Annotated in this window: 18 protein-coding genes; 14 read left to right on the forward strand and 4 right to left on the reverse strand. The window is 70.2% G+C overall.

Translation table 11 applies throughout. The annotated features are described in order from the left end of the window. Positions 1 to 95: 95 nt before the first annotated feature. From C6N40_RS10815 to C6N40_RS10845, 8 genes are all read left to right on the forward strand, one after another. Positions 96 to 434: a DUF488 domain-containing protein gene (locus tag C6N40_RS10815; RefSeq protein ID WP_106991115.1), complete on the forward strand. Its 339-nt coding sequence runs from the start codon at positions 96 to 98 to the stop codon at positions 432 to 434. Positions 435 to 546: 112 nt separating this feature from the next. Next, positions 547 to 1,158, forward strand: coding sequence for a LysE family translocator (locus C6N40_RS10820; protein WP_106991044.1), 612 nt, complete (start codon positions 547 to 549; stop codon positions 1,156 to 1,158). Positions 1,159 to 1,231: 73 nt separating this feature from the next. Then, positions 1,232 to 1,513 (forward strand): hypothetical protein, encoded by a 282-nt coding sequence (locus C6N40_RS14110; protein WP_162782197.1) that lies wholly within the window; start codon positions 1,232 to 1,234, stop codon positions 1,511 to 1,513. Between the two features lie 151 nt (positions 1,514 to 1,664). Continuing rightward, positions 1,665 to 2,126 (forward strand): methyltransferase family protein, encoded by a 462-nt coding sequence (locus C6N40_RS10825; RefSeq protein WP_106991045.1) that lies wholly within the window; start codon positions 1,665 to 1,667, stop codon positions 2,124 to 2,126. Positions 2,127 to 2,135: 9 nt separating this feature from the next. Continuing rightward, a complete protein-coding gene (locus C6N40_RS10830; protein WP_106991046.1) occupies positions 2,136 to 2,879 on the forward strand; it encodes a class I SAM-dependent methyltransferase in 744 nt (247 codons plus the stop codon). Between the two features lie 26 nt (positions 2,880 to 2,905). Beyond that, entirely contained in the window at positions 2,906 to 3,223 is a 318-nt protein-coding gene (locus tag C6N40_RS10835; protein ID WP_106991047.1) for a hypothetical protein, read from the forward strand. Positions 3,224 to 3,225: 2 nt separating this feature from the next. Continuing rightward, the gene (locus tag C6N40_RS10840) at positions 3,226 to 3,606 is read left to right on the forward strand and encodes a hypothetical protein (protein WP_106991048.1); all 381 of its coding nucleotides are present in this window, start codon (positions 3,226 to 3,228) and stop codon (positions 3,604 to 3,606) included. Positions 3,607 to 3,613: 7 nt separating this feature from the next. Continuing rightward, positions 3,614 to 3,925, forward strand: a complete 312-nt coding sequence (locus C6N40_RS10845) for a hypothetical protein (RefSeq protein WP_106991049.1) — start codon at positions 3,614 to 3,616, stop codon at positions 3,923 to 3,925. Positions 3,926 to 3,929: 4 nt separating this feature from the next. Here the strand turns inward: C6N40_RS10845 and C6N40_RS10850 are convergent, their stop codons facing one another. Genes C6N40_RS10850 through C6N40_RS10860 form a run of 3 tightly spaced genes read right to left on the reverse strand, consistent with a single transcriptional unit; the run spans position 3,930 to position 6,804 of the window. Then, the gene (locus C6N40_RS10850; RefSeq protein WP_240183506.1) at positions 3,930 to 5,417 is read right to left on the reverse strand and encodes an ArnT family glycosyltransferase; all 1,488 of its coding nucleotides are present in this window, start codon (positions 5,415 to 5,417) and stop codon (positions 3,930 to 3,932) included. Then, positions 5,414 to 5,842 carry a ketosteroid isomerase-related protein gene (locus tag C6N40_RS10855; protein ID WP_106991050.1) on the reverse strand — a complete coding sequence of 143 codons (429 nt, stop codon included), beginning with the start codon at positions 5,840 to 5,842 and terminating at the stop codon, positions 5,414 to 5,416. The genes C6N40_RS10850 and C6N40_RS10855 overlap by 4 nt, the downstream gene beginning before the upstream one ends. Before the next feature lie 14 nt (positions 5,843 to 5,856). Next, positions 5,857 to 6,804, reverse strand: coding sequence for a pyridoxal-phosphate dependent enzyme (locus C6N40_RS10860; RefSeq protein WP_106991051.1), 948 nt, complete (start codon positions 6,802 to 6,804; stop codon positions 5,857 to 5,859). 70 nt (positions 6,805 to 6,874) lie between these two features. On the opposite strand from C6N40_RS10860, the gene pepN reads away from it, so the two are divergent. Next, complete coding sequence (pepN, locus tag C6N40_RS10865) at positions 6,875 to 9,484, forward strand: aminopeptidase N (protein WP_106991052.1); 2,610 nt, start codon at positions 6,875 to 6,877, stop codon at positions 9,482 to 9,484. On the opposite strand, the gene C6N40_RS10870 is transcribed toward pepN, so the two are convergent. Beyond that, positions 9,485 to 10,423 (reverse strand): DMT family transporter, encoded by a 939-nt coding sequence (locus C6N40_RS10870; protein WP_106991053.1) that lies wholly within the window; start codon positions 10,421 to 10,423, stop codon positions 9,485 to 9,487. A gap of 119 nt (positions 10,424 to 10,542) precedes the next feature. Between C6N40_RS10870 and C6N40_RS14325 the strand changes: the two genes are divergently transcribed. The 5 genes from C6N40_RS14325 (at position 10,543) to C6N40_RS10895 (ending at position 17,693) form a co-directional block, all read left to right on the forward strand. Continuing rightward, the gene (locus C6N40_RS14325) at positions 10,543 to 11,670 is read left to right on the forward strand and encodes a hypothetical protein (protein ID WP_205208598.1); all 1,128 of its coding nucleotides are present in this window, start codon (positions 10,543 to 10,545) and stop codon (positions 11,668 to 11,670) included. A gap of 430 nt (positions 11,671 to 12,100) precedes the next feature. Continuing rightward, complete coding sequence (gene mnmG / locus C6N40_RS10880) at positions 12,101 to 13,978, forward strand: tRNA uridine-5-carboxymethylaminomethyl(34) synthesis enzyme MnmG (protein WP_106991054.1); 1,878 nt, start codon at positions 12,101 to 12,103, stop codon at positions 13,976 to 13,978. Positions 13,979 to 13,995: 17 nt separating this feature from the next. Next, positions 13,996 to 14,580: a DUF2062 domain-containing protein gene (locus tag C6N40_RS10885; RefSeq protein ID WP_106991055.1), complete on the forward strand. Its 585-nt coding sequence runs from the start codon at positions 13,996 to 13,998 to the stop codon at positions 14,578 to 14,580. Between the two features lie 9 nt (positions 14,581 to 14,589). Further along, the gene (locus tag C6N40_RS10890; RefSeq protein WP_106991056.1) at positions 14,590 to 15,783 is read left to right on the forward strand and encodes a sialidase family protein; all 1,194 of its coding nucleotides are present in this window, start codon (positions 14,590 to 14,592) and stop codon (positions 15,781 to 15,783) included. A gap of 89 nt (positions 15,784 to 15,872) precedes the next feature. Beyond that, complete coding sequence (locus tag C6N40_RS10895; protein ID WP_106991057.1) at positions 15,873 to 17,693, forward strand: autotransporter domain-containing protein; 1,821 nt, start codon at positions 15,873 to 15,875, stop codon at positions 17,691 to 17,693. Positions 17,694 to 17,993 lie beyond the last annotated feature (300 nt).

Below are 17,993 nucleotides of genomic sequence, written 5' to 3' on the forward strand. Positions count from 1 at the left end.
GGAGTTTCCTTTTTACTCATTCAAGCCGAAGCCGCTTCGCGGCTCGGCTTAATTCAGGTGTTGGGTTACGCACGGGAGGCTGGGTCGTGAACGTCATGCTGAAGCGAGCTTACGAATTACCCGCCAAGCACGATGGCCAACGAATTCTCGTGGATCGTCTCTGGCCACGGGGTTTGGGCAGGGCAACAGCCAGGATCGATCTCTGGCTGAAAGAGGTCGCGCCCTCTGCGGAGCTTCGCCGGTGGTTTGGCCATGATCCGGAGAAATGGACTGAGTTCAGGAAGCGGTATCGCGCCGAGCTGGAGGACAATCCCGCATGGCCTGAGCTTCAAGCGCTCGCGCGCCAAGGCGATCTCACACTTGTGTACGCGGCGAAGGACCAATTGCACAACCAGGCGGTGGTGCTCAAACAGCTCCTGGAGCGCGAAACCTGACCATTCGTTAAGCTGCCGGATCCGTACCCCTTGGGCAGACGTACGCGTTACCGAGCCCCAGGGGCGCGGCTACGCGTCCTCCAACCCACCAACAGCAAAACCTGTGTATCCCATGGATCCCACCACCTGGCTACTCTATCTCGCAGCGGCAGTCGGGTTGTCGTTGTCGCCGGGGCCGAACGGGCTGCTTGCGCTGACCCATGGCGCGCTCTACGGCCATCGAAAGACCTTGAACACCATCGTTGGTGGTTCGGTCGGTTTCGTGGCGCTGATCGGGCTGTCCATGTTCGGGATCGGTGCCTTGCTGCAGTCATCGATAGTCTGGCTGGTCGTGCTCAAGTGGGCTGGTGGCGCCTATCTTGTCTACCTCGGGGTGCAGGTCTGGAGGTCTCCGCCAGTAGACCTCGAACCCGGGCGGCAGTCCTCGGAGCTTTCTTCTGGCGAAATGCTCCGGCAAGGCGCACTGTCCGCAGTGACCAACCCCAAGGGCCTGCTCTTCTTCGCCGCCTTCCTGCCTCAGTTCCTCGACCCTGAACGAAATCTGCTCGTGCAGTTCATGGTCATGGCAGGCACGTTCGCGCTGGTCGAGATCGTCACGGAGTTCGCCCTGGCAAGTGCAGCGCATCGTCTTCGTCCCTGGCTCCGCAGGGTGGGAAGTCGTTTCAATCGTGTTTGTGGCGGTGCATTTGTCGCCATCGGCGCCGCGTTGCCCTTGCGCAGTTGAATCCGCATCCCACGGTGTCGCGTGGTCCACGGCCCGGCCGTTTCCACTGCCAATTTCATCCCGGGTGACAGCCATGAAGCTCGATTTTCGAACTGCCAACAAGCCTGGCCTTCTCCTGGGCGCTGCCCTGTTTATCGCAGGTGTTCTGGCCATTTCAGTGCCGCCGGAGATCGTGGTCCACCACGGAAATTCCAGGCCGGGTGTCTTTCGCGGCCTCAAGACCGCCGAGGTCGTCACCAGGGACCGCGCGCGATTCTACGGCGGCTGCCTGGCTGCGGCGGGGGTGTTCCTGACGCTATTCTCGCTCTATGTCCCAAGGCGTCCACCCTCGGTGGACCATGGCGGGCCCAACTAGCGTTAAGGCCCAAGCCTCCGGCGCGGCCCGGCCCAGGCAGAATGCGCATCGAGGAGAGTCCGTGGAACAGTCCAGCAAAGCGAATGAAGACGTCGTCTCTCGCATCTACGGGCTGGCGCCTGAGCCTTTGCCCGAAAGGACTTCAGGAGCCATGTCCGTGCTCGACCACAAGATCCCACCCCCGATCATCGGGCTTTCGTGCGCCGCCCTGGCCTGGGCGGTTTCATGGCTGACGCCCCGGTTCGATTTTGATTGGCCGCTCCAGGCGGCCGCCGCCGGGGTCCTCGCCCTGCTTGGCGCAGGCCTCGACCTTTGGGCCCTGTTTGCCTTTCGTTCGGCACGGACCACGGTCAATCCCCTGGCGCCCGGTCGCTCCAGCGCAGTGGTGCTCGCCGGCCCCTATCGCTTTTCGCGCAATCCGATGTACCTGGGCATGGCCCTGCTGTTGCTGGCGTGGTGCGTCTTCCTGGGCAACCCGCTCACCGCGGTGTCGGTGGTGCTTTTCTGCGCTTACATCACAAGGTTCCAGATCCTTCCCGAGGAACGCGCCCTGCTTGCCAAGTTCGGCGCCCCGTATGCTTCCTACCTTTCAGAGGTCAGGCGTTGGATCTAGGGGAAGCGCATGAAGAACACCTCGCGGCTGTACACGGACCTGGCATGGCTCTGGCCCAGGTGGGGCGACGCCACCACCGAGTACGCGCATTACTGTGAGTTCGTCTCGCGGCTGGTCGGCCGGTACGCCAGGATCCCGGCCACCACCTTGCTGGACATCGGCTGCGGCGGCGGCAAGAACGTCCTGAACCTGAAGCGCAAGTACGAAGTCACCGGCCTGGACCTGAGCCCCGTCATGCTGGCCCAGGCGCAGGCGCTCAATCCCGAATGCGAGTTCGTCCTGGGCGACATGCGCAGCTTCCGGCTGGGCAGGACCTTCGATGCGATCCTGATGGACGATGCGATGTCCTACATGGCCAGCCCCGGGGACTTCGAGGCGGCCCTGCGCACCGCCGCCGACCACCTCCGGCCCGGCGGGGTGATGGTCGTGACCCCGGACGTGACGGTGGAGAATTTCCAGCAGAACCGGACCACCGCAACGCCAGCCATGCGCACCGGGGCGCCGGACGAGCCGGACGTCGTCTTCGTCGAGAACGTCTACGACCCCGATCCGGACGACGGCCAGTATGAAACGACGGTGCTCTATCTCATCCGGGAGCACGGAAAGCTCCGGGTCGAGACCGATCATTGGACAATGGGCCTGTTCCCCCTGGCGACCTGGCGCCGCGTCCTGCGCGAGGCCGGCCTGGAGGTGCACGAGGAGCGCTACGATGCGGGTGGGGAGGCGTACACCGTCCTTGCCTGCGTGAAGTAAAACCAACAGGGGGTGGTTTCGTGGAAATGAGGCATTCGGGGCTTGGCATTTCGTCGTTCATCATCAGCACGGCCATCGGCGTGCTCATGTTCCTGCTGTTCGTGATCGCGGGGGTGCTGGAAACCTCGACGCCCGGCGGCATGGATGAAAATTCGGTGGAGGCGATGCTGGTCGGGCTGTTCCTGATCGCCTTCCTGCTCATGGACCTGGTCGCGCTGGGCCTGGGGGTCGGCGGCCTGTTCCAGCGGGACCGGAGGAAGGTGTTCGCGGTGCTGGGCGTGGTTTTCTCGGTGGGTACGGTGGCCATCACCCTGCTGTTCCTGCTGATCGGCATGATGGCCTGACCATGGGAAACGCGGCGGCTTCGCGCTTGCGGGGTTTCGGCCTGTTGGCCGCGGCGGCGACGGCCCTGCTCGCCGGCTGCCAGCCGGTGCGGCCGGAAGCGGCCTGCCTCGTGGACGGCCCGGAAGCGCTGCTGCCGGCGAAGGTGCTGGACGTCCGCCCGGGCATGACCCGGGAGGCGCTGGAGCGGCTGATGGGCGAGCCCGACTACTCGCCGGCCGAGGGCCAGTACTACTTCAGCACCGGCGGCGACTGTCCGCTGGGGATCGACGGGCACGAGGCGCCCTGCGGCCTGGTCGCCAGCTTCGGGCCGGAAGAAGATGCCGACGGGGCACGACTGCCCGGACGGCTGGAATCGTGCTGGTGGGGAGCGATCGGGGAGTAGGGCAGGCATGGCGACGAGGCCCGCGACGAGAGCGCATGCACGGCGGCCGCTGCCGCTGGCGAAGGCCTTTACCTACATCGAGCCCGGCCCGGTCGTGCTGCTGGCCACGCACGACCGCGGCCGGCACAACCTCTGCCGGGTGGTCGAGTTCATTCCCCGCCACGACCTGGTCGTGCTCGAGGCGGTGGCGGCGCACCTGTCGACCGGCCGCAAGGAAACACGCCTGCTGCACGCCATCGGTGACGGCCGCTTCGTCGCCGACGGCCGCCGCTACGACCGCCGCCGGCAGATGGCATCGAAGCTGCCCGACGGCGTGTGATGGCTCAGGCGCCGGGCTCGGCCCGGAAGATGACCCGGCCCTGGTAGGGCTCGCCCAGCGGCACCAGCCGGAAGCCCAGCGCCGCGGCGCGATCGACCAGCATCGGGAACATCGCCTGCTTGGTCACCCAGACGGCGTCTTCGCGCTCGAGCAGCTCGCCGGCGAAGCTGGAGTCGAAGTCGGCGCCGAAGCGCTCGCGCGGCACCGGTTCGAGCGAGACCTTTTCCACCGCCGCGCCCATGTGCAGGTGCAGCCCGTAGCGGGCCATGTCCTCGACGAACACCACTTCCTCGACGGGGTGGTCGACGCGCGACGACAGTTCGTCCGCCCAGCGCCCGGCGTCCTTCGAGGTCGGCCACAGCGCCGTACCGAAACGCAGCGCCAGCAGGCACACGACCAGCAGGCCGAGCCAGCGCAGTCGCAGCGGGCCACGACCCTCGGCCTGCCACTGCCTGGCTGCCAGCACGGCGATCGGCACGAACAGGGGCAGCACGTACAGGGGCAGCCGCGAGCGGGCGATGCAGAAGACGATCAGCGGCAGCAGCAACCAGAGCCAGAGCGCCAGCAACGGGGCGTCGGCACGGCGCGTGGCCGCGTCGCGCCAGGTGCGCGCGCGCCGCAGGCCGCTGCGCAGGGCGCGCCAGGCCACGCCGGTCCAGGGCAGGCTGCCCAGCAGCAGGGTCGGGCCGTACACCAGCAGCCAGCCGTACCACTGCGGGTTGCGGTGCAGCTTGTCGCTGGCGATGCGGGCCACGACTTCGGTGCCCAGGAAATAGGAAAGCAGGCCCTCGTGGCGCAGCACCACCACCAGGTACCAGGGCAGGGCCAGCAACACGAACAGCAGCGCGCCCGTCCACCAGGCGCGCAGGCTGCGCCGCTCGGGCGCGGGTGCCAGCCACTGCATCGCCACCACGGCCAGCAGCGGCAGCAGGGCCGGCGGCCCCTTGGTCATGAAGGCGATGGCGAAGCCCGCCCACATCAGCACCAGCCAGCGCCCGGCGTGTTCGCGCGGACCGAAGCGCGACTCGACCCAGGCCCACATCGCCAGGCCCTGAAAGGCGGCGAGCAGGAAGTCGGTGGTGATCAGGTTGGCGGCCCCGAAGGGCAGCAGCATGGTGGCGAAGGCCAGTGCGGCGGTGGCTTCGGTCCCCGGCTGCAGGCGCCGCGCCACCCGCCAGGCCAGCCAGGTGCAGGCCAGGAAGGCCAGGGCCGCCGGCAGCCGCGCGGCCCAGGGGTTGGCGCCGAAGGTGGCGACGCTTGCGGCGATGGCCCAATAGGTCACCGGGGGTTTGGTCCAGTGCCCAGTTTCGTGGTGGCGCGAGAGGTCGACGAAGTTGCCCGTGTCGAGCATGGTCAGCGCGACATTCGTGTAGCGCCCTTCGTCCGGATCCCAGATGGCGCGCGCGCCCATCAGGCCGAAGGCCAGAAGCAGCGCCACCACCGCCACCCGGAAGCCGGGCGAGGCCAGCGTGGTGCGCCAGTCGGGCGTCACTTCGAGACCTGGGCGATCCAGTCTTCGAGGTTGTAGTAGTTCGTCACGCGGGCGATGAGGCCGTCGCGCACGTCGAAGAAGGCGCCACCGGGCAGCACGTACTTCTGGCCGTGCGCCGGGGGCAGGCCGGTGTCGTCGGCCAGGTACTCGCCGTGCACCACGTACTCGGCGGCGACGCGGTCGCCGGATTCGTTGGCCATCACCACGATGTCGCGCAGCTGCTCGCGGTAGCAGCGGTCCATGCGCCCGAGGAAGGCGGTGAAGGCGGCCTTGCCGGTTTCCCGTCCGCCCTGGTTGACGTCGTGGGCGACGTCATCGGCCAGCAGGTCGAGCATGGCTTCGCGGTCGCCGCGGTTGAAGGCGGTGTAGTAGGCCAGCACCAGTTCGATGGCGCGGTCGGAGAGGCGGTTGCCGTCGACGATCATGGGGTTTCCTCGGTTCACCAGGGCAGGGCGTCGAGATCGACGTTGCCGCCGGAAAGGATAAGGCCGACGCGCTTGCCGGCGAAGTGTTCCGGATGTTTCAGGACCACGGCCAGGGCAATGGCGGCGGAAGGCTCGACCACCTGCTTGAGCCGGCCCCAGAGCAGGCGCATGGCGGCCACCACTTCGGCGTCGGTGGCCAGCAGCGCCTGCACGCGCAGCTGCTGCATCAGGGCCAGGTTGGGCGAACCGACGGTGGCGCGCAGGCCGTCGCATAGCGTGTCGGGCACGAGTTCGGTGACATGGCGGCCCTGGCGCAGCGATTCGAAGGCATCCGGCGCGCCGGCCGGTTCGGCGCCGAACACGGCCGCGCCGCCGCGGGCGGCGGCCACCAGGGCGCTGCCGCAGGTGAGGCCGCCGCCGCCGAGCGGGGTGACCAGTGCGTCGAGTGGCCCGGCTTCCGAGAGCAGCTCGAGCGCGGCCGTGCCCTGGCCGGCGATCACGTCCGGGTCGGCATAGGGGTGCACCAGGCGGGCGCCGGTGTCGGCGACGATGCGGGCGGCCGTGGCCTCGCGCGCGGCCTGGTTGGCGGCACAGCGGTGCACGTTGGCGCCATAGGCTTCGATCGCGGCGAGCTTCACGGCGTTGGCGCCTTCGGGCACCACCACGTGTGCCGGGATGCCGCGTTCGCGGGCGGCCAGGGCCAGCGCCGCGCCGTGGTTGCCGGAGGAATGCGTGACGACGCCGCGGGCGGCGGTATCGGCGTCGAGCGCCTGCACGGCGTTGCAGGCGCCGCGGAACTTGAAGGCGCCGATGCGCTGCAGGTGTTCGCACTTGAAATGCAGCTGCGCGCCGGCCAGCGCGTCGAGCGAGCGCGAGCGCAGCACGGGGGTGTGGTTGGCATGCGGGGCGATGCGCGCGGCGGCGGCCAGCACGTCGTCGAAGGTGGGTAGCCGGGTGTCCATGGACGGGTCGTTCAGTGGTCGCGTGCTAGCCTAGCAGCCAGTTCGTTAAACCTTGCGGAAACCCCGTCCGATGAGCCTTTCCCGGGGCGATGGCTTCGTCCACCTCGCTGATTACCGTGCGCCGGCCTGGCGCGTCCTGCACGCCGGCCTCGTCTTCGAGCTCGACCCCGCGGCCACCACGGTCGAGTCGGTGCTTTCGCTCGAGCCCGACCCGGCCCGGCCCGGCCAGCCGGTCACGCTCGACGGCGAGGGCCTGGAGCTGCTGGCCATCGAACTCGACGGCCGCGCCCTGGGCGGCGACGGGTACGCCTACGATGGCCACCAGCTGACGATCCTGGACCCGGGCCGCGCCTGCGAGCTGCGCACCCGTGTGCGCATCCACCCGGACGCCAACACCCGTCTCGAGGGGCTGTACCAGAGCGGCCGGCTGCTGCTTACCCAGTGCGAGGCGCAGGGCTTCCGGCGCATCACCTTCATGGCCGACCGGCCCGACGTGATGCCGCGCTGGCGCATCACCCTGCGCGCGGCGCGCGACGCCTTCCCGGTGCTGCTGGCCAACGGCAACCCGGTGTCGAGCCGCGGGCTCGGGGATGGCCGGCACGAAGCTGTGTGGGAGAACCCGCACCCGACGCCGGCCTATCTGTTCGCCATCGCCGCCGGCGAGCTCGGCCGCGTCACGAAGACGCTGCGCACCGCCGAGGGCCGCGAGGTGGAGCTCAACGTCTGGGCCGAACCAGGCGACGTCGAACGCTGCCGCTACGCCCTGGGCGCGGTGGATCGCTCGCTGCGCTGGGACGAACGGCGCTTCGGCCGCGGCTACGACCTGGACGTGTTCAACGTCGTCGCCGCCCAGGACTTCACCATGGGCGCGATGGAGAACAAGGGCCTGAACATCTTCAACGCCCGCTACATCCTGGCCGACGAGGCCACGGCCACCGATGCCGACTTCCTCGCCATCGAATCGGTGGTGGCGCACGAGTACCTGCACAACTGGTCGGGCAACCGCGTCACCCTGCGCGACTGGTTCCAGCTTTCGCTCAAGGAAGGCCTCACGGTCTTCCGCGACACCGAGTTCAGCTCCGACCTGCATTCGCGTGCGCTCAAGCGCATCGAGGTGGTGCGGCTGCTGCGCGGCCGGCAGTTCGCCGAGGACGCCGGCGCGCTCGCGCACCCGGTGCGGCCGGACCGGTACAAGGAAATCAGCAACTTCTACACGCTGACCATCTACGAGAAGGGCGCCGAGATCATCCGCGTGCTGCACACGCTGGTGGGCGAGGACACCTTCCGCGCCGGCATGGACCGCTACTTCGCCGACAACGACGGCAAGGCCGCCACGCTCGAGGATTTCCTGGCCGCGCACGCCGCCGCCAGCGGCCGCGACCTGGCCCAGTTCGCCCGCTGGTACGCGCAGGCGGGCACGCCCGAGCTGGCCATCCGCGCCGATTTCGACGCCGCCAGCGGCGACTACACGCTCACCATCGACCAGCACACGCCGGCCACGCCGGGGCAGCCGGAAAAGCAGCCGCTGCTGATCCCGCTGCGCTTCGCGCTCTACGACGCCGACGGCGGCGAGATCACGACGCCGCCGGAAGCCGACGCCGTGGTGCGCGAGGGCATGGCCGAACTCACCGCCGCCCGCCACGTGCTGCGCTGGCGCGGCCTGCGCGGGCGGCCGCTGCCCGCCTTCAACCACGGCTTCGCCGCGCCGGTGAAGCTGCAGGTCGACTACAGCGTCGACGAGCTGGCCCGGCTGGCCCGGCTCGAGCGCGATGCCTTCAACCGCTGGGACCTGCTGCAGCGCCTGGCCACCGACGCCCTGCTGGGTGCCGCGCACGCCGAGGCCGCCACGCAGACCCTGTCGGACGTGCTGGCCGACCTGCTCGAAGACACCTCGGCCGACCCGGCCTTCGTGGCCGAATGCCTGGCGCTGCCGGATTTCGACACGCTGGCCGAGCAGGTCGACGAGGTGGACGTCGAAGCACTGGTTGGCCGCCGCGAGGAACTGCTCGACCGGCTGGCCGAGGACCAGGTCGAGCGCCTGCAGTCGCGCTACGAAGCCCTGGCCGACGTCGCCGCCGGCGGCCTCGATGGCCCGGAGATGTCGGCGCGCGCGCTGCGCAACGCCTGCCTGTCGTGGCTGACCCGGCTCGACCCGCAGGCGGCCCTGGCCGAGGCGCAGTTCGCCGCCGCCAACACCATGACCGCCCGGCTCGCCGCGCTGCGCTGCCTGCTGCATTTCCAGGCGCCGGGCGCCGAGGCGGCGCTGGCGGCGTTCCAGCAGCAGTTCCGTCACGATCCTTTGGTCACGGACAAGTGGATCGCCCTGGTGGCGACCCGCCCGCATCCGGAGGCGCTCGCCGACGTCGAGGCATTGATGGCTTCGAATTGGTGGAAGGCCACCAACCCCAACCGCGTGCGCGCGCTGCTGGGCAGCTTCGCGCGTTCGAACCCGCTGGGCTTCCATCGTCGCGACGGTGCGGGCTATCGCCTGGTCGCCACGCAGGTGGCGTCGCTCGACGCCATCAACCCGCAGGTGGCGGCGCGGCTGCTGGGCGCGTTCGAAAGCTGGCGGCGCTGGACGGCGCCGCACCGCGGCCCGGCCCGCGAGGCGCTGGCCGCGCTGGAAGGCAAGCTCGGATCGCCCGACGGGCGCGACCTGCTCGAGCGCCTGCTGGGCTGATCAGCCGGCGCGCCTGCGCTGGCCCATCAGGCTGGCCAGGGTCGAACCCAGCACCACCAGGCCGGCGCCGACCCAGCCGGCCAGGCCGACGGTTTCCGGGGCGATGGCCGTGGGCCAGATCGAGTGCACCAGGCCCACCGCGCCCAGGCACAGCAGCGGCGTGGTCGCCAGGATGGCCGACACGCGCGAGGCCTCCCAGTGCGCCAGCGCCTCGGCGAAGGCGCCGTAGGCCACCAGGGTGTTCACCGCGCAGTACAGCAGCAGGCCCCAGTGCAGGCCGTCGAGCGCCAGCAGCGAGGCCGGCTTCGCCACCGGCAGCAGCACCAGGCTTGCCAGCACGTAGATCGCCAGCAGGATCGCCGGCGAGGACAGGCGCAGCAGCAGCTGCTTCTGCGCCAGTGCATAAACCGCCCAGACCACGGCCGCCAGCACCACCAGGGCCGAGCCCAGCAGGTAGCCCTCGCCGCCGGGCGGCAGGCCGCCCGACAGCTGGTCGCGGAAGTACAGGCCCAGGCCGGCGACGATCACGGCCAGGCCGGCCCACTGCCAGCCGTTGAAACGCTCGCCGAAAACGACGATGCCGCCCAGCGCCATCAGCAGCGGCGCCAGCTGGATCAGCAGCTGGGCGTTGGCGGGCGAGGTGTACTGCACGCCCAGCAGGTAGAGCACGTAGTTGCCGATCAGGCACAGGCCGGCCACCGCCAGCAGCCACCAGCGCCGCCGGTCGAGCCGGGCGAAGCCGCCCAGGCCGCCGCGCGCGGCCAGCCAGGCCAGCATGACGCCGGCCGCCAGCAGGAAGCGGAACCAGGTGAGGGTGTAGGGGTCGAGCTGCTCGAGCGTGAGCTTGAGCGCCACCGGCAGGGTGGCCCAGCACGCGGCCGTCACCAGGGCCAGCAGCAGGCCGAGTTTCCAGCGTCCGGAGGCCTGGTGCATGGACATGTGCGTGTCTTCGCGCGATATGAAGGGCGCGCACGTTAGCATGGCCGCGACACCTTTGAATTAAGGGCGGATTCACCGCCCCGGGCCAAGACTACCCGAGCATCCTGGGGGGATCCGCCATGAAACGCATTCTTGCCGCTTTCGCCACGCTCCTGCTGCTGTCGGGTTGCGCCACCTATGGCGATGGCTACTACCAGGATCGCGCGGTCTACGCCGACGGCGACTACTACTACCCCGCCTACGAGGGCGAGGGTGACTACTACTACGGCGCCGACACCGGTTACGACTACGACTACACCTACGCCTATCCCTACGGCTTCGGTTACGGCTACACGCCGTTCTGGGGCCTGGACCGCTACCGCTGCCGCAGCTACTACGGCTGCGTGCCGGCCTGGGGTGGTTATTACCCCTATTACTACGCCCCGGGCTGGAGCTTCTCGCTGGGCCACAGCTGGGGCTGGAGCAACTGGGGCTGGTACGGCGGCTACCGCTGGAACAACCGCCACCGCTGGTACGACAGCCACTACGGCTACCGCCACGACGATCGCCGCCGCGACCGTCGCGACGACCGCCGTGACGACCGCCGCGACCGCATCGAGCGTCGTGAAGAGCGCCAGGACACCAACCTGGGCCGGATCGAGCGCGAGCGCCGCTACATTCCGGGCGAGAAGGTCGCCCCGGGCGAGGAACGGAACGTTGATCGCGAGCGTTTCCAGCGTCGGCCCTCGCCGGCCGAGTCCGGTCGCCGCACGCCGGATCCGATCGGCGAAAAGGGCCCGACCGGAGAGATCCGGCCGGGGTCGGGGCGCCGCACGCCGGCCACCGGCCTGGGTCGCCCGGCCCCGGGCAAGATCGAAGGCCGGCTGGGCCGCCCGGCGCCGCGCGATATCGAAGATCGGATCGAGCGCCCGGCGCCTCGCGAGGCCGAGCCGGCCGTGGAACGGCCGAGCCGCGTGGGCATGCCGGTGCGCCCGGCGCCGGCCAACGCCCGTGGCCCGCAGATGCGTTACCCGGCGCAGCGGGCTGAACCCGGGACGGGCACGATGCCCCGCCAGGTGCCAGCGCCGCGTCGGGCCCCGTCGGCGGACTACACCCCGCGTTCGGCGCCCTCGCCGCGGGTTGCCCCGGCGCCGCGTTCAGCGCCGTCGCCCCGGGTTGCTCCGCCGCCGCGCTCCGCGCCGTCGCCGCGCCCGGCGCCTCAAGTGAGACCTGCGTCACAGAACAGAACATCCGACCGCGAGGACTAGGCCAGGCGGTGCCCCGCGGCATTGCACTGCGGTTTGGGCCGTCGCATTCTTGGCCCGCCGACTGACCTTCAGCGTCACATTGCGACGCGAACGCTCAGGAACCCTCTGTTCGGCGCCCGGCATCAGGTCCCCTGGATTCCCCCTGTTCCAAGACCCGCCGGGCGCCGACTTTCTCCCTCTGGCGCCGTGTTTGCACCGGCCGGCCGGAATCGAGCCAAAAAAAGGGCCTGGCGCTCCCCCCCGGGAGCGCCAGGCCCTGGCATCCCTACCACGCGCCTGACCAGCCCCTGTTCAGTCTGGTCGACGCCCCCCGGCGTTGGCCGTGGTAGGTGCCCCATAGTCAAAGCACGAAGCGTGCCAACCCGTGGCCAAGGGTGCAGCCCCGGCGCCCGCGCGGGATAATCGCGGCCCATGCGAAGGACCCCCGCCCATGCTCAGCCATGAAGTGATCGTCATCGGTGGCGGCCATGCCGGTACCGAAGCCGCGCTGGCTGCGGCGAGGGCGGGCGCGCGCACGCTGCTGCTGACCCACAGCATCGAGACCATCGGCCAGATGAGCTGCAACCCGGCCATTGGTGGCATCGGCAAGGGCCACCTGGTGCGCGAGATCGACGCGCTGGGCGGCGCCATGGCCATGGCGGCCGATGCCGCCGGCATCCAGTGGCGCACGCTCAACGCCAGCAAGGGCCCGGCCGTGCGCGCCACCCGCGCCCAGGCCGACCGCGCGCTCTACAAGGCGGCGATCCGGCGCATGGTGGAGCACCAGCCGAACCTGACGGTGTTCCAGGCCGCGGTGGACGACCTGGTGATCGAGGGCGGCCGCGTGCGCGGCGCCATCACCCAGTCGGGCCTGCGCTTCGAGGCGGCCGCGGTGGTGCTCACCGCCGGCACCTTCCTGGCCGGGCGCATCCACGTGGGGCTGCAGAACCATCCGGGCGGCCGCGCCGGCGAGGCGCCGGCCACCACCCTGGCCCAGCGCCTGCGCGAGGGGCCGTTCGTGGTCGACCGGCTCAAGACCGGCACGCCGCCGCGCATCGACGGCCGCACGCTCGACTACTCGGTGATGGCCGAGCAGCCCGGCGACGAGCCGCGGCCGGTGTTCTCCTTCCTGGGCAGCCGCGAGCAGCACCCGCGCCAGGTCTCGTGCTGGATCGCGCACACCAACGAGCGCACGCACGAGATCATCCGCGGCGGGCTCGATCGCTCGCCGATGTATTCGGGCGCGATCGAGGGCGTGGGCCCGCGCTACTGCCCGAGCATCGAGGACAAGGTGGTGCGCTTCGCCGACAAGGCCTCGCACCAGGTGTTCGTCGAGCCCGAGGGCCTGGACACCATCGAGATCTACCCCAACGGCATCTCCACCTCGCTGCCCTTCGACGTGCAACTCGCGCTGGTGCGCTCGATCCGCGGCTTCGGGAACGCGGTGATCACGCGTCCGGGCTACGCCATCGAGTACGACTACTTCGATCCGCGCGGGCTCAATGCGTCGCTGGAGACCAAGGCGGTCGAAGGCCTGTTCTTCGCCGGCCAGATCAACGGCACCACCGGTTACGAGGAGGCGGCGGCCCAGGGCCTGCTGGCCGGCCTCAACGCCGCGCGCCACGTGATGCAGCGCGAGCCCTGGTCGCCGCGCCGCGACCAGGCCTACCTCGGCGTGCTGGTGGACGACCTGGTGACGCACGGCACCACCGAGCCCTACCGCATGTTCACCAGCCGCGCCGAGTACCGGCTGCAGCTGCGCGAGGACAATGCCGACGAACGCCTGACGCCGGTCGGCCGCGAGCTGGGCCTGGTGTGCGACGCGCGCTGGGACGCGTGGTCGCGCAAGGCCGCGGCCATCGCCGCCGAACGCGCGCGCCTGCAGGCGATCTGGGTGGCGCCGGGCGGCGCGCTCGCGCAGGCGCTCGAGGCCGCCACCGGCATCGCACCCAGCCGCGAGGGCACGGCGCTGGACCTGATGAAGCGGCCGGAGCTCGACTACGCCGCGCTCGCCGCCGTGCCGGGCCTGGGCCCGGGCGTGGATGATGCCGCGGTGGCCGAGCAGGTGGAGATCGGCGTGAAGTACGCCGGCTACGTCGAACGCCAGCGCGAGGAGATCGAGCGCCAGCGCCGGCACGAAGACACCCGCCTGCCCGCGGACTTCGACTATGCGGGGCTGCCTGGCCTGTCGGCGGAGCTGCAGGCCAAGCTGGCGCAGGTGCGGCCCGAGACGATCGGCCAGGCCCAGCGCATCCCCGGCATGACGCCGGCGGCGATTTCGCTGCTGCTGGTCGCGCTGGCCCGGCGCAAGGGCCAGCGCGTCGCCTGAGGCGGCGCGAACCGTCGATGCCCGTCCGTTCGCATCCGCTGCACCGCCGCTGGCTGGCGCGCCGACGCCGCCTGCGCCGCTGGCTTCGACCGCTGCCCCGGCGCGCCAACGTGGCGCGCTACCCGGTGGTGAAATGGTTCGCCGAGGCCGCGCGCAAGCGGCCCTACCTGTGGTCGTTCAAGCGCCCGCACGTGCTGGTGTCGCTCTATTCGGGGGCGGTGCTGGCGCTGATGCCGGTGTACGGCCTGCAGCTGGCCATCGGCCTGGCGCTGGCGGTGTGGCTGCGCGGCAACCTCACGGTGATGGCCGCGCTGCAGATGGTGACCAACCCGTTCACGCTCGGGCCGATCTACTACGCCACGCACAAACTGGGCAGCTGGCTGATCGGGCTCACGGGGTACGGCGAGGGTGCCAGTGCGGTGGGCACGCACATCAATGCCCTGGTGGTCGGAGGCATCGTCGGTGGCCTGGGCTTCGCCCTGCTGCTGGACCTGGGCTGGCGGCTGGTGGCCTGGGAAGCCAGGCGTTTCCGCGCACAGCTGGCGGCGCTGCACGAACACGCCGGCTATCGCCACGGTGACGTGGACGCGCCCGGCGACTAGATTGTCGGCATGAAGAGCCTCGCCACGCTGCTGCTCGCCCTGCCGCTACCGCTGCAGGCCACCACCGTAGAATCCTGGGCGCTGCCGGCGCCGCCCGGCTCGGCGCAGCCCAATCTTTCGGTCGCCCCCGACGGCGACCTGCTGCTGAGCTGGATCGAGCGGCGCGAAGGCGGCGGACACCGGCTGATGTTCGACCGCCACGACGCCACCGAGGGCTGGCTGGGCGCGCGCCCGATCGCCGAGGGCGGGGACTGGTTCGTGAACTGGGCCGACTTCCCGGCCCTGCAGGCGCTCGACGACGGCAGCGTGTGGGCGCACGCGCTGGTCAAGAACGGCGAGGCGACCTATGCCTACGACGTGCGCCTGCATGCGTCCTTCGATGGCGGCCGCAGCTGGGCGCCGCAGGGCGTGGTGCACGACGACGGCACGCCGACCGAACACGGATTCGCCACGCTCTGGCCACAGCCGGGTGGGGGGCTGGGCATCGCCTGGCTCGATGGCCGGCATACCGGCGGGGGCGGGCACCACGGCCACGCCGGCGCCATGACCCTGCGCGCGGCCCGTTACGAAAAAGCCGGCAAGCAGGCCGAGCACGAACTCGACGCCAGCACCTGCGACTGCTGCCAGACCGACAGCGCGGTGGCCGGCGACGCGGTGCTGCTGGCCTATCGCGACCGCGGCGAACGCGAGATCCGCGACATCGCCGTGGCGCGTTACGCCGACGGTGCCTGGACCACGCCGGTAAAGGTGCACGACGACCAGTGGATGATGCCGGCCTGCCCGGTCAACGGTCCGGCGATCGCCGCGCGCGGCGGGCAGGCCTGGGTGGCGTGGTACACCGCCCCCGGCGGCACGCCGTCGGTGCGCATCGCCCGCTCGGACGACGCTGGCCACAGCTTCGGCCGGATGCGCGAACTGGCCCGCGGCGATGCGCCGCAGGGGCGCGTGGACATCGCCGCCGACGCCGCCGGCGTCTGGGTCAGCTGGGTCGAGGAGCACGCGGGCGCGCAGTCGCTGTGGCTGGCCCGATTCGACCACGGGCTGCAGGCCGAGCAGTGGCGCGGCAAGGTCGCCGACATCGCCGGCCGCGGCCGGGCCACCGGCTTCCCGCGCCTGCAGCTGCGCGACGGCGCCGCCTGGCTGGCCTGGACCGAGGTGGTGGACGGCCGCCCCGGGCTGCGCGGCGCGGTGGCCACGCCCTGACCCTACCCAGTGGTATGGAGCCGGGCTTTGATTTAATGTGGGCGCGATACTCACCGCGTCACCCATAAGTTTCCCGAGGAGTCAAACCAATGCCCCGTACCCACCAGCTCGCCGGCGCCCTTGCCCTGGCGCTTGCCTGCGCCGGCACCGTCCAGGCCCAGGAGTTCACCGGCTTCTACGTGTTCGGCGACAGCCTGAGCGACTCGGGCAACATCGCCCAGTTCAGCGGCCTGCCGGCTGGCAACAGCTTCACCACCAACCCGGATCCGGTCGCGGCCGAGATCATCGCCGCCTACTTCGGCCAGTCCGGCCTGAACTCGCTGTCCGGTGGCCCGAACTTCGCCTGGGGCGGCGCCTGCGTGAACCCGGTCGGCGACTGCCTCAACCCGGTGCCGCGCATCAGCGACCAGGTCTCGCAGTACCTCGCGCTGACCGGCGGCACGGCCGACCCGAACGCGCTCTACAGCATCTGGGGCGGCGCCAACGACATCTTCGCCACGCTGACGAATGATCCGCTCAACGCCCAGGCCAACACCGTCGCCGCGGCGACGGCCTACGTGCAGCAGATCGCGCGCCTGCAGGGCGCCGGCGCCAACTACATCATCGTCTACAACCTGCCCAACCTCGGCGCCACGCCGCAGTTCGGGTCGACGCCGAACGCCGGCTCGGTCTCGCAGATCACGGTGGTGTACAACTCGGCGCTCAACGCCGGCCTCGAGCAGCTCGGCGACGGCATCATCCCGGTCAACACCTTCGGCCTGATCAGCGAGATCATCGCCGACCCGACGCGCTTCGGCTTCACCAACGTCACCGGCGTGGCCTGCACCCCGGCCAACTCGGTGGCCTGCGGTCCGGCCGGTTCCGGCCTGCCGGCGACCTACCAGCCCGGCACCAACGAGACCTACCTGTTCGCCGACGGCGTGCACCCGAGCGGCGCCGCGCACGCGATGCTGGCCAACGTGGTGATCACCACCATCGCCGCGCCGGTGCAGTTCTCGATGGCCGGCGAAGCCGGCGTGCAGATCAACGAGAACCACGTGCGCGCCATCAACGACGAGATGCTGTCGGACTTCCAGCTCGACCGCGAAGTCGGCAGCGTGCGCGGCTACGCCACGGTGCAGTACGGCCAGCAGGACTTCGACGCCAGCGCCGCCGTGCCGGGCGCCGATGCCGACGTGCTCAGCCTGAGCCTGGGCGCCAACCACCGCTACTCCGAGAACGCCTACTGGGGCCTGGCCATCACCCTGGGCAACCACGACACCGACACCGGCATCGGCAACCTCGACGGCCGTTCGGTGATCGCCTCGCTGCACGGCACCCTGCGCTTCGGCGGCGGTGGCTACGTGCACGGCGCGGTCAGCGGCGGCAGCACCAGCATCGACGTCAGCCGCGAGATCGTGCTCGGCCCGTACGTGCGTGAGGAAACCGGCGGCACCAACGCCAGCGTCCTCGGCGCCGAGCTGGGCATCGGCTGGCTCTGGAACACCGGCAGCATGCAGCACGGCCCGTTCGCCGCGGCCACCTGGCTGCAGCAGGAAGTCGACGGCTTCTCCGAGGACAGCGGCTACGCCACCTCGATGAACTACGCCGGCTTCGACCGTGACTCGATGGTCACCCGCCTGGGCTACCAGCTGATGGGCAACGCGGGCGACTTCCGTCCGTTCGTGCGCGTGGCCTACAACGAGGAGTCCGAGGACAACCAGGTCTTCGTCAACGCCGGCTCGAACTCGATGCCGGGCCGCTTCACGATGCCGGGCTTCACCCCGTCCAAGGACTGGATGAGCGCCGAGCTGGGCCTGAACTGGCAGGTGGGCGAGAACATCACCGCCTTCGCCGCCTACAGCGGTCGTTTCAACGACGACCAGCAGGAGCGCCACAGCGGCAGCCTGGGCCTGCGCGTCACGTTCTGACCGCCGCCGCGTTTTGCACGATGAGAAGGCCGCCCCCCGGGGCGGCCTTTCTCTTTCCCGCCTCCCCGCCACGCCCTGTGTAGGAGCGCCTTCAGGCGCGAAGCTTTTGCGATTTATGCTTTTTGGCGACTCGTGACTTTCGCGAGTGGAGGCACGCCACCTCCTCGAACCTGTCGTCGTGGCCGAAAGGAAATCAATAGCGAACGGCAGGCACCAGTCGTTCGCGCCGCAGCTCTTTCGAGTCGCCACCAAGTCGCGTCCCTGGTGGCGGCGCCACTCCGATAGTCACCCGGCCGTAGG

The organism is Arenimonas caeni (genome assembly GCF_003024235.1).
Classification (GTDB): domain Bacteria; phylum Pseudomonadota; class Gammaproteobacteria; order Xanthomonadales; family Xanthomonadaceae; genus Arenimonas; species Arenimonas caeni.